The organism is Nostoc linckia z4, assembly GCF_002608075.1.
Classification (GTDB): Bacteria; Cyanobacteriota; Cyanobacteriia; order Cyanobacteriales; family Nostocaceae; genus Nostoc; species Nostoc linckia.
The window spans coordinates 32,191-58,154 of record NZ_LAHA01000026.1 but is presented as its reverse complement, the minus strand read 5'-3'; the positions used below and the strand labels follow the sequence as shown (position 1 = coordinate 58,154).

The 25,964-nt window shown below is 40.6% G+C and carries 28 protein-coding genes; 19 read left to right on the top strand and 9 right to left on the bottom strand.

Annotated features, from left to right (window positions below):
• The first annotated feature begins 172 nt into the window (after positions 1-172).
• Both VF06_RS20535 and VF06_RS20530 read left to right on the top strand, forming a co-directional pair.
• Positions 173-412, top strand: coding sequence for a hypothetical protein (locus VF06_RS20535; RefSeq protein WP_099067278.1), 240 nt, complete (start codon positions 173-175; stop codon positions 410-412).
• The gene (locus tag VF06_RS20530) at positions 409-858 is read left to right on the top strand and encodes an HNH endonuclease (RefSeq protein WP_099067277.1); all 450 of its coding nucleotides are present in this window, start codon (positions 409-411) and stop codon (positions 856-858) included. The genes VF06_RS20535 and VF06_RS20530 overlap by 4 nt, the downstream gene beginning before the upstream one ends.
• Positions 859-1,332: 474 nt before the next feature.
• Here VF06_RS20530 and VF06_RS20525 read toward each other — a convergent pair whose 3' ends face one another.
• Positions 1,333-1,947: a DUF4231 domain-containing protein gene (locus VF06_RS20525; protein ID WP_099067276.1), complete on the bottom strand. Its 615-nt coding sequence runs from the start codon at positions 1,945-1,947 to the stop codon at positions 1,333-1,335.
• A gap of 3 nt (positions 1,948-1,950) precedes the next feature.
• A complete protein-coding gene (locus tag VF06_RS20520) occupies positions 1,951-2,703 on the bottom strand; it encodes a TRP family putative cation channel (protein ID WP_099067275.1) in 753 nt (250 codons plus the stop codon).
• Positions 2,704-3,447: 744 nt separating this feature from the next.
• Between VF06_RS20520 and VF06_RS20515 the strand changes: the two genes are divergently transcribed.
• The gene (locus VF06_RS20515; protein ID WP_099067274.1) at positions 3,448-4,350 is read left to right on the top strand and encodes an ABC transporter ATP-binding protein; all 903 of its coding nucleotides are present in this window, start codon (positions 3,448-3,450) and stop codon (positions 4,348-4,350) included.
• A gap of 2 nt (positions 4,351-4,352) precedes the next feature.
• On the opposite strand, the gene VF06_RS20510 is transcribed toward VF06_RS20515, so the two are convergent.
• Complete coding sequence (locus tag VF06_RS20510) at positions 4,353-5,033, bottom strand: tetratricopeptide repeat protein (RefSeq protein ID WP_099067273.1); 681 nt, start codon at positions 5,031-5,033, stop codon at positions 4,353-4,355.
• A 958-nt stretch (positions 5,034-5,991) separates the two neighbouring features.
• On the opposite strand from VF06_RS20510, the gene VF06_RS20505 reads away from it, so the two are divergent.
• Positions 5,992-6,318, top strand: coding sequence for a YbjQ family protein (locus tag VF06_RS20505; protein WP_099067272.1), 327 nt, complete (start codon positions 5,992-5,994; stop codon positions 6,316-6,318).
• A 449-nt stretch (positions 6,319-6,767) separates the two neighbouring features.
• A complete protein-coding gene (locus VF06_RS20500) occupies positions 6,768-7,391 on the top strand; it encodes a hypothetical protein (RefSeq protein WP_099067271.1) in 624 nt (207 codons plus the stop codon).
• Between the two features lie 250 nt (positions 7,392-7,641).
• On the opposite strand, the gene VF06_RS20495 is transcribed toward VF06_RS20500, so the two are convergent.
• On the bottom strand, positions 7,642-8,100 hold the full coding sequence (locus tag VF06_RS20495; protein ID WP_099067270.1) for a YbhB/YbcL family Raf kinase inhibitor-like protein: 459 nt from the start codon (positions 8,098-8,100) through the stop codon (positions 7,642-7,644).
• Positions 8,101-8,531: 431 nt separating this feature from the next.
• On the opposite strand from VF06_RS20495, the gene VF06_RS20490 reads away from it, so the two are divergent.
• The gene (locus tag VF06_RS20490) at positions 8,532-8,861 is read left to right on the top strand and encodes a con-10 family general stress protein (RefSeq protein WP_099067269.1); all 330 of its coding nucleotides are present in this window, start codon (positions 8,532-8,534) and stop codon (positions 8,859-8,861) included.
• A gap of 529 nt (positions 8,862-9,390) precedes the next feature.
• Here VF06_RS20490 and VF06_RS20485 read toward each other — a convergent pair.
• A complete protein-coding gene (locus tag VF06_RS20485) occupies positions 9,391-9,651 on the bottom strand; it encodes an NDH complex assembly factor CRR9 (RefSeq protein ID WP_099067268.1) in 261 nt (86 codons plus the stop codon).
• A gap of 120 nt (positions 9,652-9,771) precedes the next feature.
• Positions 9,772-10,452: an iron-sulfur cluster biosynthesis transcriptional regulator SufR gene (gene sufR, locus VF06_RS20480; RefSeq protein WP_099067267.1), complete on the bottom strand. Its 681-nt coding sequence runs from the start codon at positions 10,450-10,452 to the stop codon at positions 9,772-9,774.
• Positions 10,453-10,690: 238 nt separating this feature from the next.
• Here sufR and sufB point away from each other — a divergent pair, with 238 nt between their 5' ends.
• From sufB to VF06_RS20440, 9 genes are all read left to right on the top strand, one after another.
• On the top strand, positions 10,691-12,130 hold the full coding sequence (gene sufB / locus VF06_RS20475; protein ID WP_099067266.1) for a Fe-S cluster assembly protein SufB: 1,440 nt from the start codon (positions 10,691-10,693) through the stop codon (positions 12,128-12,130).
• Positions 12,131-12,244: 114 nt separating this feature from the next.
• Positions 12,245-12,385, top strand: a complete 141-nt coding sequence (locus tag VF06_RS41040; RefSeq protein WP_180267297.1) for a hypothetical protein — start codon at positions 12,245-12,247, stop codon at positions 12,383-12,385.
• Positions 12,375-13,163, top strand: a complete 789-nt coding sequence (gene sufC / locus VF06_RS20470; RefSeq protein ID WP_099067265.1) for a Fe-S cluster assembly ATPase SufC — start codon at positions 12,375-12,377, stop codon at positions 13,161-13,163. Before VF06_RS41040 ends, sufC begins: the two co-directional genes overlap by 11 nt.
• A complete protein-coding gene (sufD, locus tag VF06_RS20465) occupies positions 13,163-14,533 on the top strand; it encodes a Fe-S cluster assembly protein SufD (RefSeq protein ID WP_099067264.1) in 1,371 nt (456 codons plus the stop codon). The genes sufC and sufD overlap by 1 nt, the downstream gene beginning before the upstream one ends.
• Before the next feature lie 139 nt (positions 14,534-14,672).
• Complete coding sequence (locus VF06_RS20460) at positions 14,673-15,935, top strand: cysteine desulfurase (protein ID WP_099067263.1); 1,263 nt, start codon at positions 14,673-14,675, stop codon at positions 15,933-15,935.
• A 94-nt stretch (positions 15,936-16,029) separates the two neighbouring features.
• Positions 16,030-16,638: a hypothetical protein gene (locus VF06_RS20455; protein ID WP_099067262.1), complete on the top strand. Its 609-nt coding sequence runs from the start codon at positions 16,030-16,032 to the stop codon at positions 16,636-16,638.
• A 1-nt stretch (position 16,639) separates the two neighbouring features.
• Positions 16,640-17,272 (top strand): Uma2 family endonuclease, encoded by a 633-nt coding sequence (locus tag VF06_RS20450; protein WP_099067261.1) that lies wholly within the window; start codon positions 16,640-16,642, stop codon positions 17,270-17,272.
• A 91-nt stretch (positions 17,273-17,363) separates the two neighbouring features.
• On the top strand, positions 17,364-17,585 hold the full coding sequence (locus VF06_RS20445) for an addiction module protein (protein ID WP_099067260.1): 222 nt from the start codon (positions 17,364-17,366) through the stop codon (positions 17,583-17,585).
• Positions 17,582-17,881, top strand: a complete 300-nt coding sequence (locus VF06_RS20440; protein WP_099067259.1) for a type II toxin-antitoxin system RelE/ParE family toxin — start codon at positions 17,582-17,584, stop codon at positions 17,879-17,881. The genes VF06_RS20445 and VF06_RS20440 overlap by 4 nt, the downstream gene beginning before the upstream one ends.
• 253 nt (positions 17,882-18,134) lie before the next feature.
• Here the strand turns inward: VF06_RS20440 and VF06_RS20435 are convergent, their stop codons facing one another.
• Positions 18,135-18,812, bottom strand: coding sequence for a Uma2 family endonuclease (locus tag VF06_RS20435; protein WP_099067258.1), 678 nt, complete (start codon positions 18,810-18,812; stop codon positions 18,135-18,137).
• 219 nt (positions 18,813-19,031) lie between these two features.
• Here VF06_RS20435 and VF06_RS20430 point away from each other — a divergent pair, with 219 nt between their 5' ends.
• Positions 19,032-20,609: a CPBP family glutamic-type intramembrane protease gene (locus tag VF06_RS20430; protein ID WP_099067257.1), complete on the top strand. Its 1,578-nt coding sequence runs from the start codon at positions 19,032-19,034 to the stop codon at positions 20,607-20,609.
• 329 nt (positions 20,610-20,938) lie between these two features.
• Here the strand turns inward: VF06_RS20430 and VF06_RS42115 are convergent, their stop codons facing one another.
• A complete protein-coding gene (locus tag VF06_RS42115; RefSeq protein WP_099067256.1) occupies positions 20,939-21,139 on the bottom strand; it encodes a hypothetical protein in 201 nt (66 codons plus the stop codon).
• A 188-nt stretch (positions 21,140-21,327) separates the two neighbouring features.
• On the opposite strand from VF06_RS42115, the gene VF06_RS20420 reads away from it, so the two are divergent.
• The 3 genes from VF06_RS20420 (at position 21,328) to VF06_RS20405 (ending at position 25,503) form a co-directional block, all read left to right on the top strand.
• The gene (locus VF06_RS20420) at positions 21,328-21,603 is read left to right on the top strand and encodes a TM2 domain-containing protein (protein ID WP_099067255.1); all 276 of its coding nucleotides are present in this window, start codon (positions 21,328-21,330) and stop codon (positions 21,601-21,603) included.
• A gap of 598 nt (positions 21,604-22,201) precedes the next feature.
• Positions 22,202-24,796 carry a heavy metal translocating P-type ATPase gene (locus tag VF06_RS20410; protein ID WP_099067253.1) on the top strand — a complete coding sequence of 865 codons (2,595 nt, stop codon included), beginning with the start codon at positions 22,202-22,204 and terminating at the stop codon, positions 24,794-24,796.
• Positions 24,797-24,993: 197 nt separating this feature from the next.
• Positions 24,994-25,503 carry an FHA domain-containing protein gene (locus tag VF06_RS20405; RefSeq protein WP_099067252.1) on the top strand — a complete coding sequence of 170 codons (510 nt, stop codon included), beginning with the start codon at positions 24,994-24,996 and terminating at the stop codon, positions 25,501-25,503.
• A 92-nt stretch (positions 25,504-25,595) separates the two neighbouring features.
• On the opposite strand, the gene VF06_RS20400 is transcribed toward VF06_RS20405, so the two are convergent.
• Positions 25,596-25,943, bottom strand: coding sequence for a hypothetical protein (locus tag VF06_RS20400; RefSeq protein WP_099067251.1), 348 nt, complete (start codon positions 25,941-25,943; stop codon positions 25,596-25,598).
• Between the last annotated feature and the right edge of the window lie 21 nt (positions 25,944-25,964).

Genomic DNA, 25,964 nt, shown 5'->3' with positions numbered 1-25,964 from the left:
CTTTGAGGGAGATGGGGAGAAAATTTCACTCCACATCCCCACCTCTCTCAACGCTTCATGCTAAATCTAAAATGTATTAAGTTAACCAACCCAGATTCAAACTAATGCTAATTTTGTGAGATTTGCTGTTAGAATACCAGCATTCTGCTCAATTAAACGAGACATACAGCTTATGATTACTCAAATGATGGTTCAACCCTCATTCTGGGTAGATTCTGGAATCAAACTCAGTAAAGTTAGGGATATATATTTATTTAAATTTACTGAAGAATTACAGTCTCGACTTGAAGAACTCTCACAGAAGAAAAAAGCCGGATTGCTAACTTCAGAAGAAGAGGCTGAATTGTCAGGCATATTGGAACTCGATAGAATTTTTACCTTGCTCAATGCCAAAATCATTTCTGAGTCATGACAGTTAATGATGCTACTAAAAAATTCGTCAGAGAAAGAGCTAAGTTTCTTTGCGAATACTGTCATTCTTCAGAAGAAGCAAGTGCCGCTTTATTTTCTATTGACCATATTATGCCTCAGTCTCTTGGTGGCTCAGATGACCACAATAACTTAGGATTAGCTTGCCAGCGTTGTAATGGATATCGCGATAACTTTATAACTGGAATCGATCCGAATACAGGAGAAATTGTACCTCTGTTTAATCCACGGCAGCAAAAATGGTATGACCACTTTATTTGGTCAGCAGATGGTCTAAAAATTGTTGGCATTACTTCCATAGGACGAGCTACTTGTAATCGTTTAGACCTCAATGATGAACGCCACAACGAAGGGTCTATTATCAAAGTGCGTCGTCTGTGGATCAAAGGTGGTTGGCATCCACCTGATGAAGATCCACGACAAGTGTAAGAAAGTGAAGTTTTGAGGAGCATAGCTTTTGTGCCTTTTTTTCTGAAAGCGAATAAAAGAGGTATTCTTTGGTATTAAAGTGTTGAAGAATACATCCATCAGTATATTGATTCATTATTTATCTATCTTGCGGAGGAATTGAGAAAGAGATTATCAGGACAAAATAAACAGATATTCCGATCACCTGACGAACTTTAACTCCACGTTCCCCCATTTTTAAACAAAAATGGGGAATTTTTTTCAAATGCTACCAACATAGAATTTATAAGAGATTTTTCTCTATCTTCAGGAGGAATAAGATAAAGTTCAGAAATAATAAAAACTTAAATAGCCCGATTACCCTACCGGACTTTAGTTTTCGCTCTCCCCTTGTTTTTCTTTAACAGGGGGGAGTTTATTTAACTGTCAACCGTCAACCGTCAACAACCAACAACCAACAAAAACTATAGTGCTAAGTTAAATACTCATGACAGCTTATTCTTCTTTCTTTTCTTCAACATTAGTTATTTGTGCATTTTGCGTGAAAATATAGTTTTCTTGATTCTGCTTTTCTTCTTTCTTCTCTAGTACAACTTGAGTGGCATATACTTCCACATCTCGCTGAATAATATCTTCTACCTGACCAGCAAACAAATTAAATGCTTGTAGGTGAGTTGTATAATCACGATAAGGGCCCGCCAACTGTGAAAATTGCCATCCTTGGGTTTTCAAAGATTCCACTGTACGGCGATAGTGTCGCCAGCGTTCTCCATAATGAAAGAATTCTTCAATGGCAGCACTAATAGCAACTAATTGACTAATCACAAAAGTTGAACCAACAATTAAATTTCTTGTGGTTTTACTGTCGGGGGAAATAGTATTAATATTTAAACTGACTAATGCCGGAAGAATGATGCCACCAATGATAGTTGTTAACCGTAAAAAATAATAGCGATCGCGTGCCAGATTCGCCTTACCTTCCATCCACAGTACTTGCTCTAACCAGCGCGATTCCAAAAAATGTTTTTGGACATCAGTTAACTTCATCCCGGCAAATAATTTCTTAAAATCTTCCTTTAAAAATTCTTGATAAGCATCTTTTTTCGCCATTATTTACTCCTTGGTAGCAAGCAAACCCTTAATTATTTCCCCTAAGTCATCAACTCGCCTTTCTATGTCGATTAAGTTGATACACTGGAATTTACCAGATTTTGCTAACTCTTGGGCGCGATCGTCCGTTGGGTTTCCAGCCAAAGCACTAGCAAGTATATCTGCGGTTCTACCACTACCACCAATCACTACAACTAACCTACCAGTATTAACGCTACAAAAGGCATCTTGAAAGGTAATTTCGCCACCGTTCAAAAGCACTGTCACCGAAGGTGCGTTCCCAGCCAACACCGTTGCGACATTAGATATCCAAGGAGATTCATCGCCCCAATTACTACCAGGAATTAGCACAAAATGAGTGTGATTTGGCTCTAAGGGCGTTAAATTAGCATCCGTTTCTAATTTATTTGGTAAAGCAACTTTACCTGTGGGTGTGACGCCAACCAAAGCAAACTTAGCACCTATCTGAGAACGAGCCGTACCTATTAATCGCATAACCCCCACATCCGTACCCCCATCGACCACATAAGCGCCCAAAGTTTCAGCAATGGGGGCTAAAACTTCCACAAACAACCGTTGGATGCGGAGAAAGTCTGTTTCACTGATATTACTTGCACCCCCCACCACCACTAAAACAGGACGAGAATCACTCAGTCCTATTTCCTGTAAAGCATTTGGCAATTCTGCTGGCTGATTAACTCGAATCGCTAATGCTGTTTTTCTGCTATCAAAGGTAATTTTCAAACAATTGTTCATTTGTATATCTATTTAAGATGTGGAAATTGAAATACATTAATAAATTTAATGCAAAGCTTATTCCAATTATTCCAATAAATTCTATTGTATTAAACAATACCTTCGCCAATTTACGAGGGTGGGTTAATGACGCTTGCACCATTAACTCGCTGTTCTCTGAGGTTTGACAACTCCAGACGCAGAGGATACAGAGATAAGTTTTCATTTGTGCCCAGATCCCCGACTTTTTCAAGAAGTCGGGGATCTAAAATCCACGAACGGCAATCTCGCAAAAAGAATGCGACACATAGACAAGACCCCTCCCCTTGACAAGCGGGTGGGGTATCTGTCGCAAATATTTTTTGAATAGGTATTATTTTCGCGCTCGCATTTGTTATTTTTGCGGTCGCATTTTTATTTTCGCGGTCGCATTTTTATTTTCGCGGTCGCATTTATTATTTTTGCGCTCGCATTTATTATTTTTGCGCTCGCATTTGTTATTTTTGCGGTCACATTTTTATTTTTGCGCTCGCATTTGTTATTTTTGCGACTAAATTTGCTACTTTAGCGTTAGCTCGTTTGTCTGTACAGTTATGCAAGCGGGGAGGCGAAGTTCATTGCGAATTGGTATTATGCCCCTACCGATGTAGTTCATATACCTGAAAAATGCTGTATATCTGGTATCTAGGCACAGAGCCTATTCTATTTCTGAATTCTCAATTCTGATTGCGGTGATTTGAAATTTTTAATCGGGGCAAAATTACCATGACTGCTGCTGTCTTATTAGAAAATGTCTACAAGTTTTACAACAACGTGCCTGTAGTTAATGATTTGTCATTTGAAATTGAAGCAGGAGAAATATTTGCTCTACTAGGCCCCAATGGCGCAGGAAAATCCACCACCATTCGGATGCTGACTACACTAACCAAACCCACCAAAGGACGGATAGAAATCAACGGCTATGATGTGGTCAACCAATCAATGTTGGCAAAACAAAGTATTGGCGTAGTCTTGCAGCAAGTCAGTGTAGATAACGATTTAACTGTTTGGGAAAATATGGAACTGCATGGGAGGCTACATCATATTAGCAACCCGCAGCGACAACAATTAATTAATCAATGGTTGGAATATGTTGAACTCACGGAAAAACGTCATGATTTGGTCAAAACCTTGTCTGGGGGTATGAAACGACGATTGCAGATAGCAAGAGCATTATTGCATCAGCCGCAAATGTTGTTTTTGGATGAACCAACGGTAGGACTAGACCCCCAAACTAGGCGACGCCTTTGGGAAATTATTCGAGATTTGAATAAGCAGGGGATGACGATGCTACTAACGACTCATTATATGGATGAGGTCGAATTTCTCTGCGATGCTTTTGGTTCCGCCAAACCAGGACGCATCGGTATTATGGATGGCGGCAAACTAATTTCTTTAGGAACCCTAAAAGAACTGCGTTCTACTTACGGTGAAGGTTTGGTGATGAAGCAATTAAGTTTATCGGAAGTAGGAAGTGACAGTGCCTTATCTTTAGAATATTTGTTTTTCCCTTCGTTAGAAGCAGCAAATATTTACTTGAATCAACAGCCTGATAAAACTGGAATGATGGTGCGTCCCTCGAATCTGGAAGACATTTTTGTGGAATTAACTGGACGCCAGTTAGATTAATTTCATCCTCCTAACTGGCGCAGCATGGCTTCCACTCTGTCCACACCATCTAAGTCATTGCGGCGCTTATACAAGTCGCGGGCTTTTTGGAGTGCAGTGTTGGCTTGTTTAGCTTGCCGTCGCTGTTTATACATAGAACCCATTAATTCATACGTTTGGGCATTATTTCTATCTAAACTAAGTGCTTGTTCGTATGCCCAGCTAGCAGCAGTATAATCTCCAAGCCGAGATTGAGTTACAGCTAAGCCTAAGTAGGCGTTAACATTATTACGGTTCAACTGTATGGCACGACGGTAACCTTCTTTTGCCCCTACAGTGTCTCCCAAATTAGCTTTGATGTAACCGACAGCGTAATAAAAATCACTATTGTTAGGGTTGATGGCGATCGCCTTACGATAAGCCGTTAATGCCGCTTGATAATTTCCTTGTTGAGCGTATAAATAACCAATACCTGAATGAATCTTAGCATTCTTGGGATCTAGGCTAGCTGCTTGTTGATAAGCTGCGATCGCGCCTCCATAATCACCTGTATCAACTAACCTCCGCCCTTCTTCTAGTAATTGCTTTAATTCTGGGTTTTTATTTTGCGCCACTAACACCTGAGCCTGTACTGGCGTAGGCGTAGTAAAAGCAAAACATCCTAGTAACAGCACACTAAACACAAATGATGTTGGCTTGTACACAGTAAATTTCCTGAAATTTTAGAGGACTTTTTTCTTGTACATTAAAACAAAAATGTGGACTTTTGAAAACTGTATTTTTTCGCATTGATTTGGACATTAATTGTTCATTTGCTCTTTCCTTTACAATCAACGCGAGATAACAGAGTTTTTACTGATTGGTGCTGTGTAAGCTCTTAATCAGTAAAGTAAATTCTTCTGCATATCAATCATTGAAATAACAAAAGTTACAGTTTTCCTCAGTGCTTACACTTATTACATAAATATTGCAACTAACCTTTGATTGGGGATGTACTAAATATTGGCAGAGACTAAAACATTCATAGTAGTTTGTTATTTTGTGGAAAAATTTACTGAATCTGTATCTAATTTTTCTCAAACTTGATTCCTTGATACTAACTTTAGTAGACCAATATCCAGGTATTTGGATAGTTTTTTAGTCATTACACGGTAAGATCGATCCAACAAACAAAATGTTCCTAAAAATTTTATTTCTAATTAGACAATACTCTCAAGTGGAGTGGCGATCGCTTTTGTAAAATTCTCTACAAAGTATATATATCAAACTTGTCCATAACACACTTTAGTTGTCTAAGTATAAATTACTTGGAATCCCTAATTAAATGATATCCACCTAGTTAAAAAGAGCAATTAGAGCAGAGATTAATTGTATCTTTACCTACTCCTCCAGGGAGCAAATTCAAATACCAAATTATTTATTCCCAATTATCTTACTACACAAATGACTGCAAATATCAAAGCAGTCAATCACCAGAACATCCCACAACCAAACCTGAAAATGATTGGTTCCCCCTACTCTCTACTTTTTATTTTCAAGACAATTAATTACAAGAAAATCCCACAAATATCGATAAAATACTTCTTTTTCATTCATTGTTCCCTATTCGTTTTTGCCTATTTTTCTAGATATAATATTGATGTATATTCATGAGGGTAATCGATGATTATAACTACTACTGATGTGATTCAAGGAGCCGTTATCGAATCATATTTAGGTATTGTGACAGCAGAAGTTGTTTATGGAAGCAATTTTTTGCGAGATTTTTTAGCAGGGATTCGGGATATTGTTGGTGGACGCACCGGTAGTTACGAGCGTTTATTTGAGCAGGGTCAACGCAAAGCCTTAGATGAATTAGAACAACGAGCGCAACGCTTAGGAGCAAATGCTGTAATCGGTATAGAAATTGATACTGGCACCATCAATGTCGATCAGTCAGGAGTTTTAATGCTGATTACCGCCACAGGTACTGCTGTGAGAATACGTTAATTTTTATTTCTATTTGTGATAATTTTCATAAAGTTTTGTATTTAGCCTAATTGCAGATACAACTAGGCTAGTTCATAAGAAAATTTATAGTTGGGTTTTATTTTAAATTTCATAACAAGACCCAAGGTGATTAGGACATTAACAGACGATAAAACTTAGACATAAAGAGACTTTTTACTCAGTCCCCAGTCGCCAGTCCCCAGTCCCTTGCCATATTTTAAAAATTTTTACATCCACATTTGATGAGTAATTATTCACAAAATTTAATTCCAGTTAAATTGGATTACAACCTATTAAATAAAGTCTCTTTTTTATAACTAAAGATAGACATATTAGTTATTTCTATTGATAGATATTAAAGCAGATAATTTAGTTATTTAATTTGAAGCATACAACATAAATATACCTGAACAAAAACTTTGCTGAAACAGCACTGGAGAATATAAGCTATGTCATACGTAAATCGAACAGGCAATGAAGTTATTTCTACTGAGCCTGCGGTAGCAGGCCGGGTAGTGGAATATCACGATCTTGTTCGCTGGGGGCCAATTCTTGCTGGTTTGTTAATTGCTTTAGCTACTCAATTAATTTTGAGCGCCATAATTGGTGCTGTTGCAGCAGGTACAGTTGAAGGTTCAGGTGCGCCCAGGTCAATAGCCCCCAATGCTGCTGGTAGTGCGGGGCTTTGGTCAACTATTGCTTTATTAATTTCTTTATTTACTGGCGGTTGGGTGACAGCTCGCGCTTGCGGGCCAATGAACCGGAATACAGCTCTTCTTAACGGGGCAATTCTTTGGGCAACTACTTTGGCAGCTAGTTCTTGGTTACTTGCAAGTGGAGTATCTGGTGCTTTTGGTGTTGCTGCTTCCAACGCCGCACAAGTCATAAACCAAGTTGGCACTCCTAATTTGCCACGAACAAACGTAACAGCTCAAGAAGCTCGCGACATTGCAGCTAATGTACGTTCGGGATTGTGGTGGTTTGTGTTTGGTTCCTTGTTGGGTTTAGTGGCTGCAATGATGGGATCTGTAAGTGGCGCTCGCAGTCCTCGGACTAACAATTACAATCCTTAAAAAATTAGCCCTTCGCCAATTTCTAATATTTATCGCATTCTTTTAAAAGCACCTTTTTTGAAGGTGCTTTTTGTTTATCAAAACACAATTCAAGAGTAATCATTAAAAAAAGAATGAGACAGAGGTATCGTAAGGGCCCAAAGATTTTTTCAATCGGTATAAGTCGGAACTACCCCATCCCTTCCCGCAGACACAACACATTAATTGATTCTGAATTCTGAATTCTGAATTCTGTATTCTGTATTCTTCATTAAGACTGGCGTTTGTATCTTCCAATCAATTCTGCGCTTGCCAAAATATGACCTTCCATTGCTGCTAAAATTTGGTTTTTTGTAGCCCCTATGGCTAAATCTAAGCTTTTATCTAAAGCATAAAGTTTAAAAAAGTAACGATGGATGCCACTTGGTGGACAAGGGCCGCCGTAACCAAACTTACCAAAATCATTTTTACCCTGTACTGCACCATTGGGTAGAGTTTTTACAGTTGGAGTATGCTCTGTTAGTTGATGAGTTGTATTTGGAATATTGTAAACAAGCCAATGAACAAATATTCGTCCTGGTGCATCAGGATCGTCAACAATCAATGCTATGGTTTGCGTTCCTATGGGAATTTCATCCCAAAGGAGAGGTGGAGAAATATCTTTCCCATCACAAGTGTATTTAGCAGGAATTAATTCATTAGATTTAAAAGCGCTACTTTCTAATTTCATCGTGTTTGTTTCCTTATTTATTTGATTATTATTGCCAGAATTTCTAATGATTCTATTTTCATAATTACAACTAACTATAAGCAATGTTATTAACACAAATATAACTATAAGGTTGAAGATAAAATTTAGTATTTTTATTTTATCAAAAATTATCATAATCTAATATTTTGTATTAATAAGCCAGCCAATATCAAGTTTATTATTTGGTAGTATTAAACTGTATTTTAGCTATAGACTCTAATATCAACTAACAACTTTAGTTCTACGTCAAAAGTTGAGGAAAAGTTTTTATTTTTTATTTCCTAAGGTTCATGAAGATAGCTGATTTCAGTAGCTAAATAGAGGGAGCCAATAGATGTAATGGAAAACCGATTTTAGGTTTTGATTGGCTGAAAAAGTCAAAGCCTTAATTAGTAACAAGGAGTATTGTTATGTCAGATACAAGCAAGCGTGGTTTTGCCTCGATGGATGAAGATAAGCAACGCGAAATAGCAAGCAAAGGCGGACAAGCTGCCCATGAGAAGGGTACCGCCCATGAATTTACACCTGAAGAAGCTCGTGAAGCTGGACACAAAGGTGGTGAAGCTGTAAGTCAGGATAGAGAACACATGGCTGAAATCGGCCGTGAAGGAGGCAAGAGTTCCCACAAAGGCAATCGTAATCGAGATAATGAAGATTCCGATACTCAAGAAAAGGGAACCCAAGGAGGCACATCAGAACAACATTCTAAAGCAGGACGCCAGAGTCACAAAAATAAATAGATAAGCTGCCAACAGCATTTGATTTGTCATCTTTTCGTGTTGGTTGTTGACAGTTGACAGGATGGGTGAGTATATAATTTCAAATTTCTCACTTCCATAAATAGCCTTTAGGTACAGTTGCCAAGATATAAGTAGGTGGACACAATTATTTAGAAGACGCATTTCGACTCCGCTCAATGTCAGGTAAGCTTATTCCAAGAGGGTTGAGCGCAGCGATGCACTGAGCGTGTCGAAGTGTCGAAACCCGGCGAGATCGAGTTATATCAAGTCCGGCTAAATGCTTGTCATTACAGGGTACGTAGCGATAGCGAAGTGAAGTAATCGCAGAATCCTTGCGATTGCGTCGTTCCACTTCGTTGCACTCGCAATGACATATCACAAGTAATTTACCGGACATGATATTAGATTTAATTTAGTCCTTCTACTTATCTTGTTGATGAATATCCCGCTTATAAGAAACATTTCTGTTTTTTATAAGCGGGATATTGTGTATGGTTATTTTTTTTTAATTTCGACTTTGTGACCACAATTACCACTTCAAAAATGAAGCTTCAATTCCTTGCTCGCGGCGAATTTTTCCATCTTTTTCAAACCAAGCAATTACTTGTTGTGCTGTCAAGTCTTCAATAGCAACACCGTATTCTTGAGCAATGTATTTTAAAAGTTTAAGTGATGAAACTGTTAATCTGGTTAAAAATTTTTCTGGGGAAGATAACAAAGCCGCGTCTACTTGTGCTGACTCCTCCAGTGTTAAAAATTGCGTTGACGGTTGCTGTGGTGCTACATCCATAAAATGCTATCTCAAATTTATTTTGTTGGGCATGGGGTATTGGGTATGGGGAGATGAGGGAGACAAGGGAGACAAGGCAGAATAATTCATAACCAATGACTAATGACTAATTACCAATGACTAATTACAAGCTTGTACCAAATAACCGCAACGGTGTTCGCCGTTGATAATCCAGTGGGTGCGTTCTACAGTACAGTCTGGTAATACGGCTGCAAACATTTGTAATTCATGACCGCAAATTGTGGGGAAAGATTCAGCAACGTTGGAAATGGCGCAGTTATGTTCTAATAATATGAAGCTTTCACTTCTAGAGGAGTCATGCACATCAACAGAGTGATACTCTGCCATAAAACCTTCAGCTTTTCTCAACTCTACTAAGTTGGCTACGCGTTCTTTTAGGGAACCGTTACCCACGCGATCGCGATATTCTTGTGCTTTACGCTCCCACTGTTTTTGTAAAATCGTTTTAAATTGGTCGTGTCCTACGGTTTCTGCTAAGGTATCCAGCAATGAAACAGCAAAATTACCACTGGCGTCACCAAAGCGATCGCTAATTGTTCGATGCAAGCGATCGCGTCCTTGACGACTTAGTTGATAAACGTGCTGCGGACGCCCCATGCCGGCTTGTTCTGATATGGAAAACAAAACTAGCTCCTCCGTCTCCAAATCTTTCAGGTGACGGCGAATCGCTTGCTTGCTAACGTCTAAAACTTCAGCTAGCTCAATGGCTGTTGCTTTTTCGTGCTTGTGCAGGTACTCTAGGATCTCTTGCTTGGTTGAGGACTGGTTGATAGTCGCCATCTTCTGATGTCAGACGCTGCGGGAACGTCCCAAAAATTTCTTTTGAAATTTGACTTTGACAACATTGTTGTTGTTAATTTAGCGTAAAATGGAGATACATAAAACAATAGCTATGTTGTTTTAGTCTCCACTACCATTCTAGCAGCCGTGTAACCACTCCGTAACGCGATATGGGAATCGGCAATATCTTGTCTCCCATCCTTAAAGAGATTGAACTGAACACGAGAGATTATTAGCGATGAGTGCCACTGTCAAAACCTTAGTCAACCAACCTTACAAGTACGGCTTTGTCACCGACATTGAGACGGATACTATCCCCCGTGGATTAGACGAGGATGTTATCCGCTTGATTTCGGCGAAGAAAAACGAGCCAGAGTTCATGTTGGAATTTCGCCTGAAGGCTTATCGCCAGTGGCAAAAAATGACAGAACCAACTTGGCCGAACGTCAAGTATCCGCCCATTAATTATCAAGATATTATTTATTACTCAGCGCCAAAACGCAAGAAAGAAAAACTCAACAGCTTGGAAGAAGTAGATCCAACGCTGCTGGAAACCTTTGAAAAGTTGGGTATTCCTTTATCGGAACAAAAGCGACTGGCCAATGTGGCTGTGGATGCGATTTTTGATAGCGTTTCTGTTGCCACTACATTTAAAGAAAAGCTAGCCAAAGACGGCGTGATTTTCTGCTCGATTTCCGAAGCGTTGCAGGAACACCCAGAACTCGTAAAAAAATACCTGGGTAGTGTCGTTCCCATAGCTGACAATTATTTTGCCGCCCTCAATTCTGCGGTATTTAGCGATGGTTCCTTTGTCTATATTCCCAAAGGCGTTAAATGTCCGATGGAACTGTCTACCTACTTCCGCATCAACTCCGGAGACACGGGACAATTTGAGCGGACTTTGATTGTCGCCGAAGAAGGTAGCTACGTTTCCTACCTCGAAGGTTGTACCGCGCCAATGTATGATAGCAACCAGCTGCACGCCGCAGTGGTGGAACTCGTCGCCCTGGACAACGCCGAAATTAAATATTCCACCGTCCAAAACTGGTACGCTGGGGATGCCAACGGTAAAGGCGGTATTTATAACTTTGTCACTAAGCGCGGTTTGTGTCAGGGCGTAAATTCCAAGATTTCCTGGACTCAAGTAGAAACAGGTTCGGCAATTACTTGGAAATATCCTAGCTGTGTGTTGGTGGGTGATAACTCTGTGGGTGAATTCTACTCTGTGGCGCTGACAAATAATATGCAGCAAGCCGACACGGGTACAAAGATGGTTCACGTAGGTAAGAATACCCGCAGTACAATTATTTCTAAGGGAATATCCGCAGGTAAATCGAGTAATAGTTACCGTGGTTTGGTGAAGGTAAATCCAACTGCGAAAGGAGCGAGAAACTATTCTCAATGCGACTCTATGCTGATTGGGGATAATGCCCACGCCAATACTTTCCCTTATATCCAGGTGCAAAATAATACTGCCAAGGTAGAACATGAAGCTTCTACTTCAAAGATTGGGGAAGACCAGTTATTTTACTTCGCTCAACGGGGCATTTCTTCAGAAGATGCAATTTCGATGATGATTAGCGGCTTCTGTAAGGATGTTTTCAATCAGTTACCAATGGAATTTGCTGTGGAAGCTGATAAGTTGTTGAGTTTGAAGTTGGAAGGCAGTGTTGGATAAGTGGAAGCAAAAATAGACAGATGAACACAGATACATCAGTGTTTGTTTGTCTATGCCAGAATTTATGCAAAAAAACTCTCTAACTCTTATTTCTCCGTGTTCTCTGCGTCCTCTGTGGTTCGATTTTTCTTTACCTATGCTAGGCGTCTAGATTTGCAATTGGAATTAACGAACCGCAAAGGACGCAAAGGGCGCAAAGAAAGAGAAGAAAGAGAAGAAAGAGAAGAAAGAGAAGGGAGAAAAGATGATTATTGAAAATAGCGAAGTTGTGCTGTCAGTAAGGAATCTGACGGCTAATGTTGATGGCACACCAATTTTAAAGGGTGTGAATTTGGAGGTGCGATCGGGTGAAATTCATGCGATCATGGGGCCCAATGGTTCTGGTAAGAGTACCTTTTCTAAGGTGTTGGCTGGACACCCGGCGTATGAGGTGACTGGCGGTGAGGTGATTTTCCAAGGACAAAATCTGCTGGAGTTGGAACCAGAGGAAAGAGCAAGAAGTGGTGTGTTTTTGGCTTTCCAATATCCGTTGGAAATTCCTGGTGTCAGCAATTTGGATTTCTTGCGGGTGGCATACAATTCCCGGCGCAAAGCACAGGGTTTAGAAGAAATAGACGCCTTTGATTTTGATGATTTAATTGAGGAAAAGCTGGAAGTGGTAAAAATGAATGCCGCTTTCCTAGATCGGAGTTTGAATGAAGGGTTTTCTGGTGGTGAGAAAAAGCGGAATGAAATTCTGCAAATGGCGCTGTTAGAACCGAAGTTGGCAATTTTGGATGAAACTGATTCGGGTTTGGATATTGACGCGCTGAGAATTGTGGCTAATGGCGTAAATCAACTGGCAAGTCCAGAAAATTCCACGATTTTGATTACCCACTACCAACGGTTACTCGATTATATTGTGCCAGATTTTGTCCATGTGATGGCAAACGGACGGATTCTCACCAGTGGCGGTAAAGAATTGGCACTAGAATTGGAGTCTCGCGGTTATGACTGGGTGCTGGCAGAATTCGCAGCCGAGGTGGGTGTCTAATGACGATTCAAGTTTCTCCTAGCTCAATTCCTAACTCGGATGCAGTGAGTTTGACAGCGACTCTGTTGGATAAAGATGCGTATTTAATTAACTTGTTAAATCAAGTAACCGCATCCAAAACAGAAGGGTGGTTGCAAAGTCTACGTGAAAGCGCAGCTAACGTGGTACGCCACTCTACTATTCCTAACACCCGCGAAGAAGAATGGCGCTTTACTGATTTATCTTCTCTGCGACAAGTGCAATTTAATGTAGAAACGTTACATGTAACGTCTTTACCAGAGATTTTAAAAGAAACGGCTAACAGTCGTTTGGTTTTTGTGAATGGCGTTTATGCGTCGGAGTTATCCGCAGTCAAAGATTTACCCCCTGGAGTAGTGGTGAGTAATTTGGCTGGGTTATCTGTGGCTCAACAGGAAGCCGTACAACAGTATTTAGCTCAAGCTGAGGGAGCGCAAGAGGTTTTTACGGCTCTGAATACTGCTGGAATCACTGATGCAGCAGTGGTTTGGGTGAAGAAGAATGTGGTAGTTGAGACGCCAATTCATCTAGTGTTTGTTGCGGTTACGGGTGAGAGTGCGACGATTTCACAGCCGCGTTGTTTGGTGGTGGCGGAAGGTGGTTCGCAGGTGACTTTGGTAGAAGAGTATACGAACCGCAAAGGCGCAGAGGACACAGAGAAGGAGAGATTTACTAATGCGGTGACGGAAATTTGGGTTGGTGAAAATGCCCAGGTGAGTCACACTAGGGTTGAGCGAGAAGGTGCAGAGGTTTTTCATATTGGGAAAACTGCGATCGCTCAGTCCCGTGATAGTCGATATACTTGTCATGCCATAACTTTTGGTGCAAAATTATCGCGGCACAATTTGGAAGTTTTGCAAACTGGCGAACAAACCCAAACTACTCTCAATGGGTTGACGATGATTTCTGGCAAGCAATTGGCGGATACTCACAGTGCGATCGCTCTGAATTATCCTTATGGTACAAGTAAACAGTTGCATAAGTGTATTGTTGGCGATCGCGCTCATGCAGTGTTCAATGGTAAAGTTTTTGTTCCCAAACCGGCGCAGCTGACAGATGCAGCCCAGCTAAATCGCAATTTGCTGCTATCATCAAAAGCCAGAGTCGATACTAAACCCCAATTAGAAATTACTGCGGATAACGTCAAATGCGCTCACGGTGCTACCGTCAGTCAATTAGAGGACGATGAAATCTTCTACCTCCAAAGTCGGGGAATCGATGAAAATGATGCCCGCAAATTGTTAATTAACGCCTTCGCCGCTGAAATTATCAACCAAATACCCGTTCCCTCTCTCCGAGAAAACCTGTTAAGCACAGTTAATAATCTTAAGTCAATCTCGCTTGAATCTTGACCCAATTTTGGATTTTGGATTGAACATTCAAAATCCAAGATTTAAAAAAGTTTCAATCCCAAGGCGAATTTTAGATTTTAGCTGAAATTCTCCAATCTAAAATCTAAAATCTAAAATCCAAAATTGCTTGAATCTACCAATGACTTTCACCACTACTAAAACCCTTGCCGATAAAGTTCGCGCTGATTTCCCGATTTTGCATCAGGAAGTCAATGAGAAAACCCTAGTTTATCTCGATAATGCTGCAACATCGCAAAAGCCTTTGCTGGTATTAAATACCCTACGGGATTATTACGAGCAATATAATGCTAATGTGCATCGTGGCGCTCATACTTTGAGTGCTAAGGCTACCGATGCTTATGAAGCTGCACGAGATAAAGTTGCTAAATTTATTAATGCAGCATCCCGTCAAGAAATTGTCTACACCCGCAACGCTAGTGAGGCGATTAATTTAGTCGCCTACAGTTGGGGAATGAATAATTTACAACCGGGAGATGAAATTATTCTCTCAGTGATGGAACACCACAGTAATATTGTGCCTTGGCAATTGGTGGCACAAAAAACTGGCGCGGTGTTGAAATTTGTCGAACTGACACCAGAAGAAACTTTTGATTTAGAACAGTTTAAAAAGCTGATTTCCCAAAAGACAAAACTGGTGTCAGTAGTGCATATTTCTAATGCTTTGGGTTGTATTAATCCAGTGCAGGAAATTGCTAGTATTGCTCACAGATACGGTGCGAAATTCTTAGTCGATGCTTGTCAAAGTGTACCCCATTTTCCCATTAATGTCCAAGAAATAGATTGTGATTGGTTAGTGGCTTCCGGTCATAAAATGTGCGCTCCAACTGGCATCGGATTTTTGTATGGCAAGTTGGAATTATTACAATCAATGCCGCCATTTTTTGGTGGTGGCGAAATGATTGCAGAGGTGTATTTAGACCATTCCACCTATGCAGAATTACCCCACAAATTTGAAGCTGGTACGCCTGCAATTGGGGAAGCGATCGCTCTTGGTGCGGCTGTAGATTATCTTAGTAGTATTGGCATGGATAAAATCCACGCCTACGAAGCAGAATTAACAGCTTATTTGTTCCAACAATTAGAGCAAATTCCGCAAATTAGAATTTACGGCCCCAAACCAAATGCTCAAGGAGAAGGTAGAGCCGCCTTAGCGACATTTACCGCCGCAGGAGTCCACGCCAACGACTTATCTACATTATTAGATCAAGAAGGCATTGCCATTCGTTCTGGACACCATTGCACTCAACCATTACACCGCTACTTAGGAATTCCCGCAAGCGCACGCGCCAGTTTATCGTTCTACAATACCCGTGAGGAAATTGATGTTTTTATCAAAGCACTCAAGGAAACTTTAGAGTTTTTTGCTGAATTCTCTAGTTAACGGTAGACAATGTTTAGATACTGATTGTGTCAATTATTAAGTAATAATATTTGGCACAATTTCACTACCTGGATTAATTACAGGAGTATTTAAAATGTCTTACAGTGACTTTACTCTTGATAAAGTTAGAAAAACCTTCGATTTAATCATTTCTGACAAAATTGATATATTTGCATCTATCCCACCAATAGAGTGCTTTCCATTACTTGCAGAAATATTACAAGAAAATATTCCTTTAGCTTTAGCAAGTAATACAGAAAAATCTCGTTCCGAAATGATTATTGCGCCAATTTTAATTGCTATAAGAAAATCTTTAAATAATCAAATAAGTTTATTTTCGGGTATCGATTTTACTGTAGATGCACCACAGGGATTAAATGGAAATTGCGACTTTATTATTAGCCGTTCGCCAGAACTCTTAATTCTCAATGCGCCAATTATAACAATTGTAGAAGCTAAAAAAGAAAATATCAATGCACGATTAGGTCAGTGCGTAGCAGAGATGTTAGCAGCTAAATTGTTTAATGAACGTGAAGGAAATAACATTAAAACAATTTATGGTACTGTCACCACTGGAACCAACTGGAAATTTTTAAAGCTAATTGGGCAAGTAGTTGAAATTGACTTAGGCGAACATTATATTAGTGACATAGGTAAAATTTTAGGAATTTTATCTAGCATCCTGACAGAAGAAGTATTTTAATATGCTTGTTGAGTCACTTCCTGCCGAACAAAGAACAGTCCTATATAACATTAGTTGGGAAACCTTTGAAGCCTTGCTCAGAGAGACAGGGGAAGATAGAGGTTCTCGCTTTGCTTATGACTGCGGCACTTTAGAAATTATGACACCACTGTTTGAGCATGAAAATCCTAAAAGCAATTTTGGTAATTTTATCATTGCTTTAGCTGAAGAATTAGATATTGAAGTCAGAAGTGCTGGTTCAACAACATTGAAACGAAAAATAGCAAAAAAAGGAATAGAACCAGATACTTGTTATTATATCCAGAATGAAGCAGCTATTAGAGGTAAGCAAAAGCTAAATTTAGAAACAGATCCGCCACCTGATTTAGCAATTGAGATTGATATTACTAGCAGTTCAGTTAACAAATTTGACATTTATGCAGCACTGGGCGTAAATGAACTTTGGAGGTATAACGGACAAGATTTAAAATTTTATCAATTGGTAGAAGGACAATATATTGAATCTAAGCTTAGTATTGCCTTTCCTATAGTTTCAGTGAGTGATATAAGCAGATTTATTGAACAAAGTAAAAGTATGGGTGAAATTGCTTTGCTGAAATTATTTCGTGCTTGGGTACAGGATAGAATAGGTTAGTTATTAAACCTAATGCTTTACTATATTGAAAAAAATAAGTAATTTATCATTTAAGATAAAACTAGATTGAGCAAATAAATTAACAATCACGATGCACCCGATATTAAAAGTAGATATTTCTGAACTCAGTGTATCAGAACGTATACAACTTGCCGAAGATTTATGGGACAGTATTCTTGCCACACCAGATGAAGTTCCTCTCAGCGATGAGCAAAAACAAGAATTAGATAGACGTTTGGAAATGCATCGCCAAGACCCAAACCGAGGTTCAAGCTGGCAATCAGTCAAGCAAAGACTAGGTTTATCTGAATGAGCTATCAGTTAATAATTAGTCCAGAAGCAGAATTAGATATTCAAGATGCTTTTGAATGGTACGAGCAACGCGATTCTGGATTAGGTTCGGAATTTGTACGTGCAATTGATAGCTGTTTAGCTTTAATCGGTCGTAACCCTTTAGCTTATCCTGTGGTGTATCGGCAAGCACGACGAGCATTAATACGTAGGTTTCCCTATGGTGTTATTTATGTTGTAGAAGAAAATGTTATCACTGTAATTGCTTGCTACCATGTCAAACGCAATCCTAAACAATGGCAAAATAGAAATATTTAAACGCTTGTAAGTAGATGGACATAAATAAATATAATATGTTCTGTCATTGCGTTCGCGTAGCGTCTCGTAGAGAGCGAAGCGAAGCAATCGCAAAGTCTCTGGGATTGCTTCGCTTCGCTCGCAATGACATCTTAGATTTAATTATGACTATCTACTTATTATCTCACGTTGAATTACTTTAACCATTCATGAGTGACATTATAGAATTAGTTATTAGTAAGAGTATAAACAGAGCGATCGCCCCCTCACCAAATCAACTCAAAGCATCTGGATCTATCCCCAATCTTCGTAATTCTTCTGCCAATCTTTGAGCGCGTTGTTCAGCAGCAGTAGCGCGTTCTTCTGGTGTCAAATATCTAACTTGTTGCGCGTCATACCAATACAACCAATCCCGCGTAATTCCTTGATAAATTCCCCGTTCGTAGCCAATTGCTAAATTTATTTCTGGTAACCAAACCGGATTTCCAGGTTGCAATACATATTCGCCATTTACAAAACGGTAAACCTCTAAAGGTGGTTTTCTGCGGCGTTCGGGGTTGTAAACAACATAATATAAAATTTCCATCTCAGCATAAAGTTTCTTTTTGCTGGTGTATTCTCCACGCCGTCTGTGAGAAACAACTTCTAATGCCATAATTGGCATCACATTTTCTTCCCACAATACATAACTTAAACGCAAGTTTTCATCAAAAACTCGCTCTACTCCCAAGCTTAAAAACCCATCTGGGACAATTGGAGGCAGTTCGGGATCGTAATAAATCCCCATATCAACACCGAAAAACCAATCCATGCGGTTTGCCCACAGCCAAGCTAAGATGGCTTCTAGCAAGCCAGGAATCAAGTGTTGTAGTTGATTATCCACAGGTTCATCGTCAGAATCAGGCAAATCCTCGGCGGAGGGTAAGCAGTGCAATGGGTTGTAATTTAACATGATGGGTGCGTAGGCGTAGCCCGTCGTAGACATCGCAGACTCATAATATTGATAATATCTATCCACCTCTGACTTTTTCTTGCGATAATTCCCAAGGAGACGTAAAGAGAACAGACGCAGGGATAAGGGAAATAGGGAGTGTGGAAACAATAACTCTTAACTCCTAACTCTTAACTCCTAACTCTTAACTCAGCACTGAGTACGGTAAAAGAGGTGTAGATGACACTCAAGCGGTTAATTTTAGTTTTCATTATGACGCCAATGGCAGTTCTATTGGCTGTTTTGTCTTTATTTGGTAGTTGGCAAGAACCCCAGTTTCAAAGCCGCTTAGAACTGTACCAAACTAATATCGCTCTACAAGCCCAAGCTTTACAATCAGAAAATACTAGCGATGACAATCTTCAGTCCATTCGAGGCGCGATACTTGGCGACCAACCCTTAGAAAGCGCTACAAAGCAGTATCAAGAAGCGCGTCAATCTGTTCAAACTAATTTGGACAAAGTTAACGACAAACTTGCACAGTTGCGCTCTCAATCGGAAATCGCTCCCACACCTCCTAAACCTCTGCCAGATGTTTCTCCTACTAATAAAACTTCTCAGCAAGCACAGCAGCAACAGTTACAAAAGTCTTTTCAGGAACTACAAAAATTACTAGCTGAATTAGACCTGCGACTGGGAATTTTACAAGCCGAGCAAGGACAGACAGATGCAGCCCTTAAAACTTGGAGCGAATTACAAAAGCGCTCAGATATCAATCCAGAATTCGGACAAACTGCTGCTGTATTAAGTGGGTTGTGGAGTAGTCCTCCCCGCTTGCTCCCCAATGCTCAACAACCGATTCAAAAGAACTTAGAAGGTTGGTTTAGCTCTACTGCTTTGGTTCGGCTATATCAACTCCAGCAGCGCCAAGAAGCTCTATCCGCAGTTCAAGCTGCACAACAACAAGCGGCTACTAGTGCAGTATTGAAGTTGGCAATTATTGGTACTATTCCCACTCTGGCGGCATTAATCGGTTTAATACTGTTAATTTTCTTGTTTGCTCAACGCTTACTCAAAGGCAAAGCTTCTTTATTAGCCCAAAATGCTGATTTAGCTTGGTCAACGCCTTGGGATGTAGAAACGGTTTTGCAGGTTTTTGTCGTCGGCTTTTTCTTCATGGGACAACTTTTTGTACCCGCGCTAATATCGCTGCTTCCTATTCCGCGTCCCTTCACTGATGTGCGACTCCAGGCTTTTTCGGTTTTAGTTAGTTATGTACTGGTAGCATCAGGAGCTTTGTTAGTACTGTATTTCTCTATTAAACGCTTTTTTCCATTACCAGAATTCTGGTTTCGCTTCCGTTTTCAAGATAAGTGGTTTTTGTGGGGACTGGGGGGCTATTGTGCTGCTTTACCCATAGTTGTCGTCGTATCTTTAATTAATCAACAACTTTGGCAAGGACAGGGTGGTAGCAATCCTCTATTGCAATTAGCCCTGGAAAGCCAAGATACTGTAGCACTTGGTATGTTTTTCTTTACAGCGGCCATCGCTGCTCCATTTTTTGAAGAACTTCTATTTCGCGGCTTTTTGTTACCCTCTCTGACTCGTTATTTACCAGTCTGGGCATCAATTCTTGTTAGTAGCTTGCTGTTTGCCATCGCTCATCTGAGCCTATCAGAAATTCTACCACTCACCGCATTGGGTATTGTCTTGGGTGTAGTCTACACGCGATCGCGCAATCTCCTCGCTCCCATACTCCTCCACAGTCTCTGGAATAGCGGGACATTATTAAGCCTCTTTATATTAGGTAGTAAATAACACAATAAACATACGGTTGCGAAAAATGAAAATATCTGATTTTATCTGCATAGATAGCAACGATTTACTGGTTATAATTGGTTGTAAGCATAAATACTCGCTAAAAGCTAAACAAAGGCAAAAGCAAATTAAATAATGCTCTGAACATAGACTACAAACTATCAAGCTAAGCATTTATTCTCATAGAGGTGATTTTAGCCATTTTCGAGATTTTAGTTGGCTTGGAGAGTCATTTGTGTCTGTAATGAATTAGATTACAAATCTTGTATGCACTTGTGCAAGTAGTGATTGATAACTAAACAGGAGTTACAATCTCGGATTTGTACTAGCTACATAACCAATATTCGTGATTGCTGCCGTCGTAAAAAACTCCGGAAATAATACTGATGGATTTGTAAAAAGTGGTGTGCATAGCAGTTGTTTTTGATGATTAAGCTTAATTTCCATTGAGAATAAAGCACAATTGCTGCACCAGGATTTGCAATTAAATCCAGCAACAGCCCACAACGAGCTACAAATTTTGAAGACATTTCATGTCCGATCTTGCCAAGGTCTTTTTCAGGCTAGAAGCATGGTAATTGTGGTTCTCGTTGTTGGTGTTTATTCATATTTGTAAAATTAATAATATATTTGTTTAGCAAATATATTTACTTTTACTCCTTTTATTACAATAAAGACTTTATTTTTATACCTCACTTAATTAAGGAGCAGCACTCATATGGCAAATCTCAATCCTAGCCATCCTACCAAACAACTTTTAGCTGGCTACTGTGGCATTATCCTGGGAGGATTTGGCGTTCATAAGTTTATTCTTGGATATGCCCCAGAAGGCTTTATCATGTTGGTTGTTTCCATAGTTGGCGGTTCTTTTACCTACGGCGTTGCCTTATTGGTTATGCAACTTGTAGGTTTAATAGAAGGCATGATTTACTTGAATAAATCCCCTGAACAATTTGTAAACACCTACTTTGTGAATAAGCAGGGTTGGTTCTAAACCGTGTCTACTTTGAAACCCTTAGTTTTTTGAAAATAGGCTTTTATTTCCAAATCCTCAACTCCTATCTATTTCGGGTTTTCGGTTCCCTTTTGGAAAAGTCCAGTTCTTAACTTTTACAAAGTTGAGAAACTGATATTTTACACTTGACTTACTGTGTGAAATTACATAAACTTTTCCGTATTTAACGCAGCAAATATTTGTCTATTGACTGTTGACAGTTAACTGTGAACTGTCAACAGCTAAAAGTATGAAAGTTATAATTTGACAATTTGTTACTGTGTGCTAACTATTAAACGTAAACATCTAATCTGGATAGTCTTATTGTTATTAGGCTTTGGCTATTTCAGTGCCATGTCTAATTTAGAAATTGACAATTTTTGGAAAAGCCTTATTGTCCTGATGCCAATACAAGTTGCTGCTATCATTTATGTGACTTATTTACGCTGGCGACGTGATTGACCCCCAGCACGCTAGGATAAATTAATAAATTTAATATGGTTGACGTTAAGTCGTAGTTCCATATTTCGCCTACGCTCGAATTAGAGACGCTTTTTAGTCAAGCGTTGAATTTTCGTAGCGAATCTAAACACTTGCCATGCAACTTGTTCCCAAAACTAAGGTAGACCGAGAATTTGCGCCAATTCTAGAAAAAGTTATTCTAGATGTCCAAGGTATGATGTGTGCTGGGTGTGTGAAAGCAGTAGAAAAACAGTTAACCCAGTATCCGGGAGTCAAAAGTGCCTGTGTGAACTTAGCGACAGAGGTAGCAGTTATAGAGTCAGAAGCAGGTACGGTAGATGCGGATGCACTGGCAAAGCAATTAACCACTGTAGGATTCCCCACTCAAGCGCGAAAAGCTGGCGGTACGCTAGCAGGGGAGACATCTAAATTAACAGACCAAGCAGAACGACAACGCCAACAAATGCACTCTTCACTGAGACAGTTGCTGATTGCTGCACTGTTGCTGGTGTTGTCGGCAAGTGGACATTTTGGTAATATTGGCGGTTCAGCATTGCCAATATTGAATAACATCTGGTTCCACTGTGGACTGGCGACCATCGCCATACTCATTCCTGGCCGCGTGATTTTAGTTGATGGTTGGTTGGGGTGGCGGCGAAACGCACCTAACATGAACACCCTAGTGGGATTGGGAACCATAACAGCTTACATTGCCAGTTTAATCGCGTTGCTTTTTCCCCAAATGGGTTGGGAGTGCTTTTTTGACGAACCAGTAATGATGCTGGGCTTTATTTTATTAGGAAGGACATTAGAGCAACAAGCTAGGGGTAGGGCCGCCGCCGCATTTAGGAAATTGCTGGCACTCCAGCCATTGTTAGCGCGGTTAATTCCCAATCCAGAAAAAACAGGAGTCGGATCGGCCAGTGTAGAAATTCCCGCCGAACACGTGCGAGTTGGGGAATGGTTACAGGTGCTGCCTGGTGATAAGATCCCCGTTGATGGTGAAGTGGTAGCTGGTCAAACAACAGTAGATGAGTCGATGCTGACTGGGGAAGCAGTACCAGTGAGCAAGCAGCCGGGAGATTTAGTAACAGGCGGGACAATCAATCAATCAGGAGCGATCGCTATTCAAGCAACACGTGTCGGTAGCGATACAACTTTAGCTCAAATTGTTGCCCTGGTAGAAGCTGCCCAAACCCGCAAAGCCCCAGTACAAAAACTAGCGGATACAGTAGCAGGTTATTTTACCTACGGTGTATTGACAGCATCTGTATTAACATTCATCTTTTGGTACTTTTTTGGCACTCACATCTGGCCTGATGTCATCATGTCCGGTGGTATGGAAATGGCTCACCACTCCCCACTGACTACAGAGGCGATGAATCACGTCTCTACCCACTCCCCCTTATTAATTAGCTTAAAGCTAGCGATCGCCGTTATGGTAGTGGCTTGTCCCTGCGCTTTGGGACTCGCCACACCAACAGCCATTCTTGTCGGTACTGGTATGGGGGCTGAACGCGGTCTGTTAATCAAAGGCGGCGACGTTTTACAAAAAGTACACCAGCTAAACACCATAGTTTTTGATAAAACCGGCACATTGACCACAGGTAAACCCGTAGTCACAGATTGTGTATTAATTGAAGAACTAGACACTGGAAATCCCCAATCCCTAATCCAACTAGCCGCAGCCGTAGAAAGCGGTACTCACCATCCCTTAGCAAAAGCGATTCAGCAAGAAGCACAGCGCCAAGAGTTATCAATTCCAGAGGCTGTGGACTTTCACACAGAACCAGGACTAGGGGTATCAGCAGTGGTAGAAGGCACAGTTGTGCTGTTGGGTAATTCCCATTGGTTGAGTTGGCATGGGATTGCCATGAGTGACACTGCACAACAGTTAGCAGAGGATTGGGCAACAGCAGGTAAAACAGTGGTTTTCGTGGCAGTTGGAGGAACTTTAGCCGGACTAATTGCTGTTTGCGATGGTCTCAGACCAGATGCCAAAACCACCGTAGATAAATTACGTCACATGGGCTTACGAGTAATGCTGCTCAGTGGCGATCGCCCAGAGGCAGCCAACGCCATAGCCAAAGAATTAGGATTAGATAGCCCCGATGTCATCGCAGGTGTCCCCCCCGCTAAAAAAGCCGCTGCAATACAGGCTCTTCAGTTAGAAGGGACACGGGGACATGGAGACACGGGGACAAGGGGACACGGGGACACGGGGACAAGGGGAAAAGGAGACACGGGGACGCGGGGACAAGGGGACACGGGGACAAGGGGACATGGAGACCAGAAAAACTCCTCACTCCTCACTCCTCACTCCTCACTCCTCACTCCCTACTCCACATTCCCCACTCCCCACTCTTGTGTAGCAATGGTTGGTGATGGCATCAACGATGCTCCAGCTTTATCACAAGCCGATGTCGGAATTGCTTTATACTCTGGGACAGATGTGGCAATGGAAACTGCTGAAATTGTGCTGATGCGCGATCGTCTAAACGATGTCGTCGAATCTATTCAACTCAGTCGCGCCACCTTCAACAAAATTCGCCAAAATCTGTTCTGGGCTTTTGCATATAATACTGTTGGTATTCCATTAGCAGCAGGTGTTTTACTCCCTAGTTTCGGTTTTGTTCTTCATCCATCGGGTGCTGCTGCGTTAATGGCTTTCAGTTCTGTTAGCGTCGTTACAAATTCAATATTACTAAGGCGCTTAGCTCATCATCCGTAAAAGCACTCTTGTGGGAAAAGGGAAAAGGGAAAAGGTTAAAGGGGAAAGGGAAAATACCAAACCTTTTCACCTTTTTCCGACTTCTCTTAGAAGTCTAATGACTAATGAGGAGTAGAACAACCATGTTCTACTCTTTCAAGGTATTATGCAGTTTTAAAGCTGATTGAAATTGCCACCACAAACTACGGTGCGTGAGAATGGTAGGATACGATACTAAACAAATCTTGATTGATAAAAGTTCCACTGATTTTAGCAACGATTTGTCAATGGCAGCAGAAATCAATGAAAACCATCTACTGATTATTGAAGACGATCAAGGTCGCAAGGAATTTTCTTTAGAGCAGCCCGTCTATTCTATTGGTAGAGACCGCGAATGTAATATCCGCTTGATGTCGCAGTTTGTCTCCCGCCGTCATGCCACATTAGTGAGGTTGCCACGAGAGCATAACAGTCATAGCTACTATTACCGAATAGTAGATGGCGATGCCAAGGGAAAGCCTAGTTCCAACGGTTTGATGATTAATGGACGCAAGATGCCAGCCCACGATCTAAAAAATGAAGACGAGATCGTTTTTGGCCCTCAAGTACGTGCCATTTATTACCTCTTAAGAAACACTCAGCGTTTAGGGCAAACGGACTCAAGTGAGTACGATATTACATTAATAAACCCCGGTATGACTGAGGATTTAGAAGATTTGGGAGATTGAATTACAGACACATTTAGTGGAGAGCCAATCAATAAAACTTTGGGAATCCCACAGCTTTATGCTGTGGGAAAATTAATAATTAGCATCAAAAGTTATCCAGCAAGAATTTCAATCAAATGCCAATGACGGCTACCTTCGATCGCCTGCTTGATGAATTCAAACATTTGTCGGCAGTAATTATCCACTTGCAGTGGCAATTCTTCATTTTTAATCACAATACTCATCCTGGTTTCTGTTTCAGTACTTTTTGATTTATCAATCAGTACTTCCACTGTGACTAATTTAGAAAAAGGAACACTACCAGGAAACTCACGAGCGATAATATAATCGCTTGTCTGGTATTGAACATCCAACTGACAGTCCTGTAGAAGTTCTACAAGTAACGGCTGGAGATGGTCACTAGGAACAGAAACAAGAAATGAACAGGTATAGCGACCCATAATAGCCCCATGCCTTGCAAC

What these genes read in the sequence shown, in the direction of transcription:
- VF06_RS20535 (WP_099067278.1), top strand. Translation starts at nt 173, where the DNA reads ATGATTACTCAAATGATGGTTCAACCCTCATTCTGGGTAGATTCTGGA.
- VF06_RS20530 (WP_099067277.1), top strand. Translation starts at nt 409, where the DNA reads ATGACAGTTAATGATGCTACTAAAAAATTCGTCAGAGAAAGAGCTAAG.
- VF06_RS20525 (WP_099067276.1), bottom strand. Translation starts at nt 1,947, where the DNA reads ATGGCGAAAAAAGATGCTTATCAAGAATTTTTAAAGGAAGATTTTAAG.
- VF06_RS20520 (WP_099067275.1), bottom strand. Translation starts at nt 2,703, where the DNA reads ATGAACAATTGTTTGAAAATTACCTTTGATAGCAGAAAAACAGCATTA.
- VF06_RS20515 (WP_099067274.1), top strand. Translation starts at nt 3,448, where the DNA reads ATGACTGCTGCTGTCTTATTAGAAAATGTCTACAAGTTTTACAACAAC.
- VF06_RS20505 (WP_099067272.1), top strand. Translation starts at nt 5,992, where the DNA reads ATGATTATAACTACTACTGATGTGATTCAAGGAGCCGTTATCGAATCA.
- VF06_RS20500 (WP_099067271.1), top strand. Translation starts at nt 6,768, where the DNA reads ATGTCATACGTAAATCGAACAGGCAATGAAGTTATTTCTACTGAGCCT.
- VF06_RS20495 (WP_099067270.1), bottom strand. Translation starts at nt 8,100, where the DNA reads ATGAAATTAGAAAGTAGCGCTTTTAAATCTAATGAATTAATTCCTGCT.
- VF06_RS20490 (WP_099067269.1), top strand. Translation starts at nt 8,532, where the DNA reads ATGTCAGATACAAGCAAGCGTGGTTTTGCCTCGATGGATGAAGATAAG.
- VF06_RS20485 (WP_099067268.1), bottom strand. Translation starts at nt 9,651, where the DNA reads ATGGATGTAGCACCACAGCAACCGTCAACGCAATTTTTAACACTGGAG.
- sufR (WP_099067267.1), bottom strand. Translation starts at nt 10,452, where the DNA reads ATGGCGACTATCAACCAGTCCTCAACCAAGCAAGAGATCCTAGAGTAC.
- sufB (WP_099067266.1), top strand. Translation starts at nt 10,691, where the DNA reads ATGAGTGCCACTGTCAAAACCTTAGTCAACCAACCTTACAAGTACGGC.
- sufC (WP_099067265.1), top strand. Translation starts at nt 12,375, where the DNA reads ATGATTATTGAAAATAGCGAAGTTGTGCTGTCAGTAAGGAATCTGACG.
- sufD (WP_099067264.1), top strand. Translation starts at nt 13,163, where the DNA reads ATGACGATTCAAGTTTCTCCTAGCTCAATTCCTAACTCGGATGCAGTG.
- VF06_RS20460 (WP_099067263.1), top strand. Translation starts at nt 14,673, where the DNA reads ATGACTTTCACCACTACTAAAACCCTTGCCGATAAAGTTCGCGCTGAT.
- VF06_RS20455 (WP_099067262.1), top strand. Translation starts at nt 16,030, where the DNA reads ATGTCTTACAGTGACTTTACTCTTGATAAAGTTAGAAAAACCTTCGAT.
- VF06_RS20450 (WP_099067261.1), top strand. Translation starts at nt 16,640, where the DNA reads ATGCTTGTTGAGTCACTTCCTGCCGAACAAAGAACAGTCCTATATAAC.
- VF06_RS20445 (WP_099067260.1), top strand. Translation starts at nt 17,364, where the DNA reads ATGCACCCGATATTAAAAGTAGATATTTCTGAACTCAGTGTATCAGAA.
- VF06_RS20440 (WP_099067259.1), top strand. Translation starts at nt 17,582, where the DNA reads ATGAGCTATCAGTTAATAATTAGTCCAGAAGCAGAATTAGATATTCAA.
- VF06_RS20435 (WP_099067258.1), bottom strand. Translation starts at nt 18,812, where the DNA reads ATGTTAAATTACAACCCATTGCACTGCTTACCCTCCGCCGAGGATTTG.
- VF06_RS20430 (WP_099067257.1), top strand. Translation starts at nt 19,032, where the DNA reads ATGACACTCAAGCGGTTAATTTTAGTTTTCATTATGACGCCAATGGCA.
- VF06_RS42115 (WP_099067256.1), bottom strand. Translation starts at nt 21,139, where the DNA reads ATGTCTTCAAAATTTGTAGCTCGTTGTGGGCTGTTGCTGGATTTAATT.
- VF06_RS20420 (WP_099067255.1), top strand. Translation starts at nt 21,328, where the DNA reads ATGGCAAATCTCAATCCTAGCCATCCTACCAAACAACTTTTAGCTGGC.
- VF06_RS20410 (WP_099067253.1), top strand. Translation starts at nt 22,202, where the DNA reads ATGCAACTTGTTCCCAAAACTAAGGTAGACCGAGAATTTGCGCCAATT.
- VF06_RS20405 (WP_099067252.1), top strand. Translation starts at nt 24,994, where the DNA reads ATGGTAGGATACGATACTAAACAAATCTTGATTGATAAAAGTTCCACT.
- VF06_RS20400 (WP_099067251.1), bottom strand. Translation starts at nt 25,943, where the DNA reads ATGGGTCGCTATACCTGTTCATTTCTTGTTTCTGTTCCTAGTGACCAT.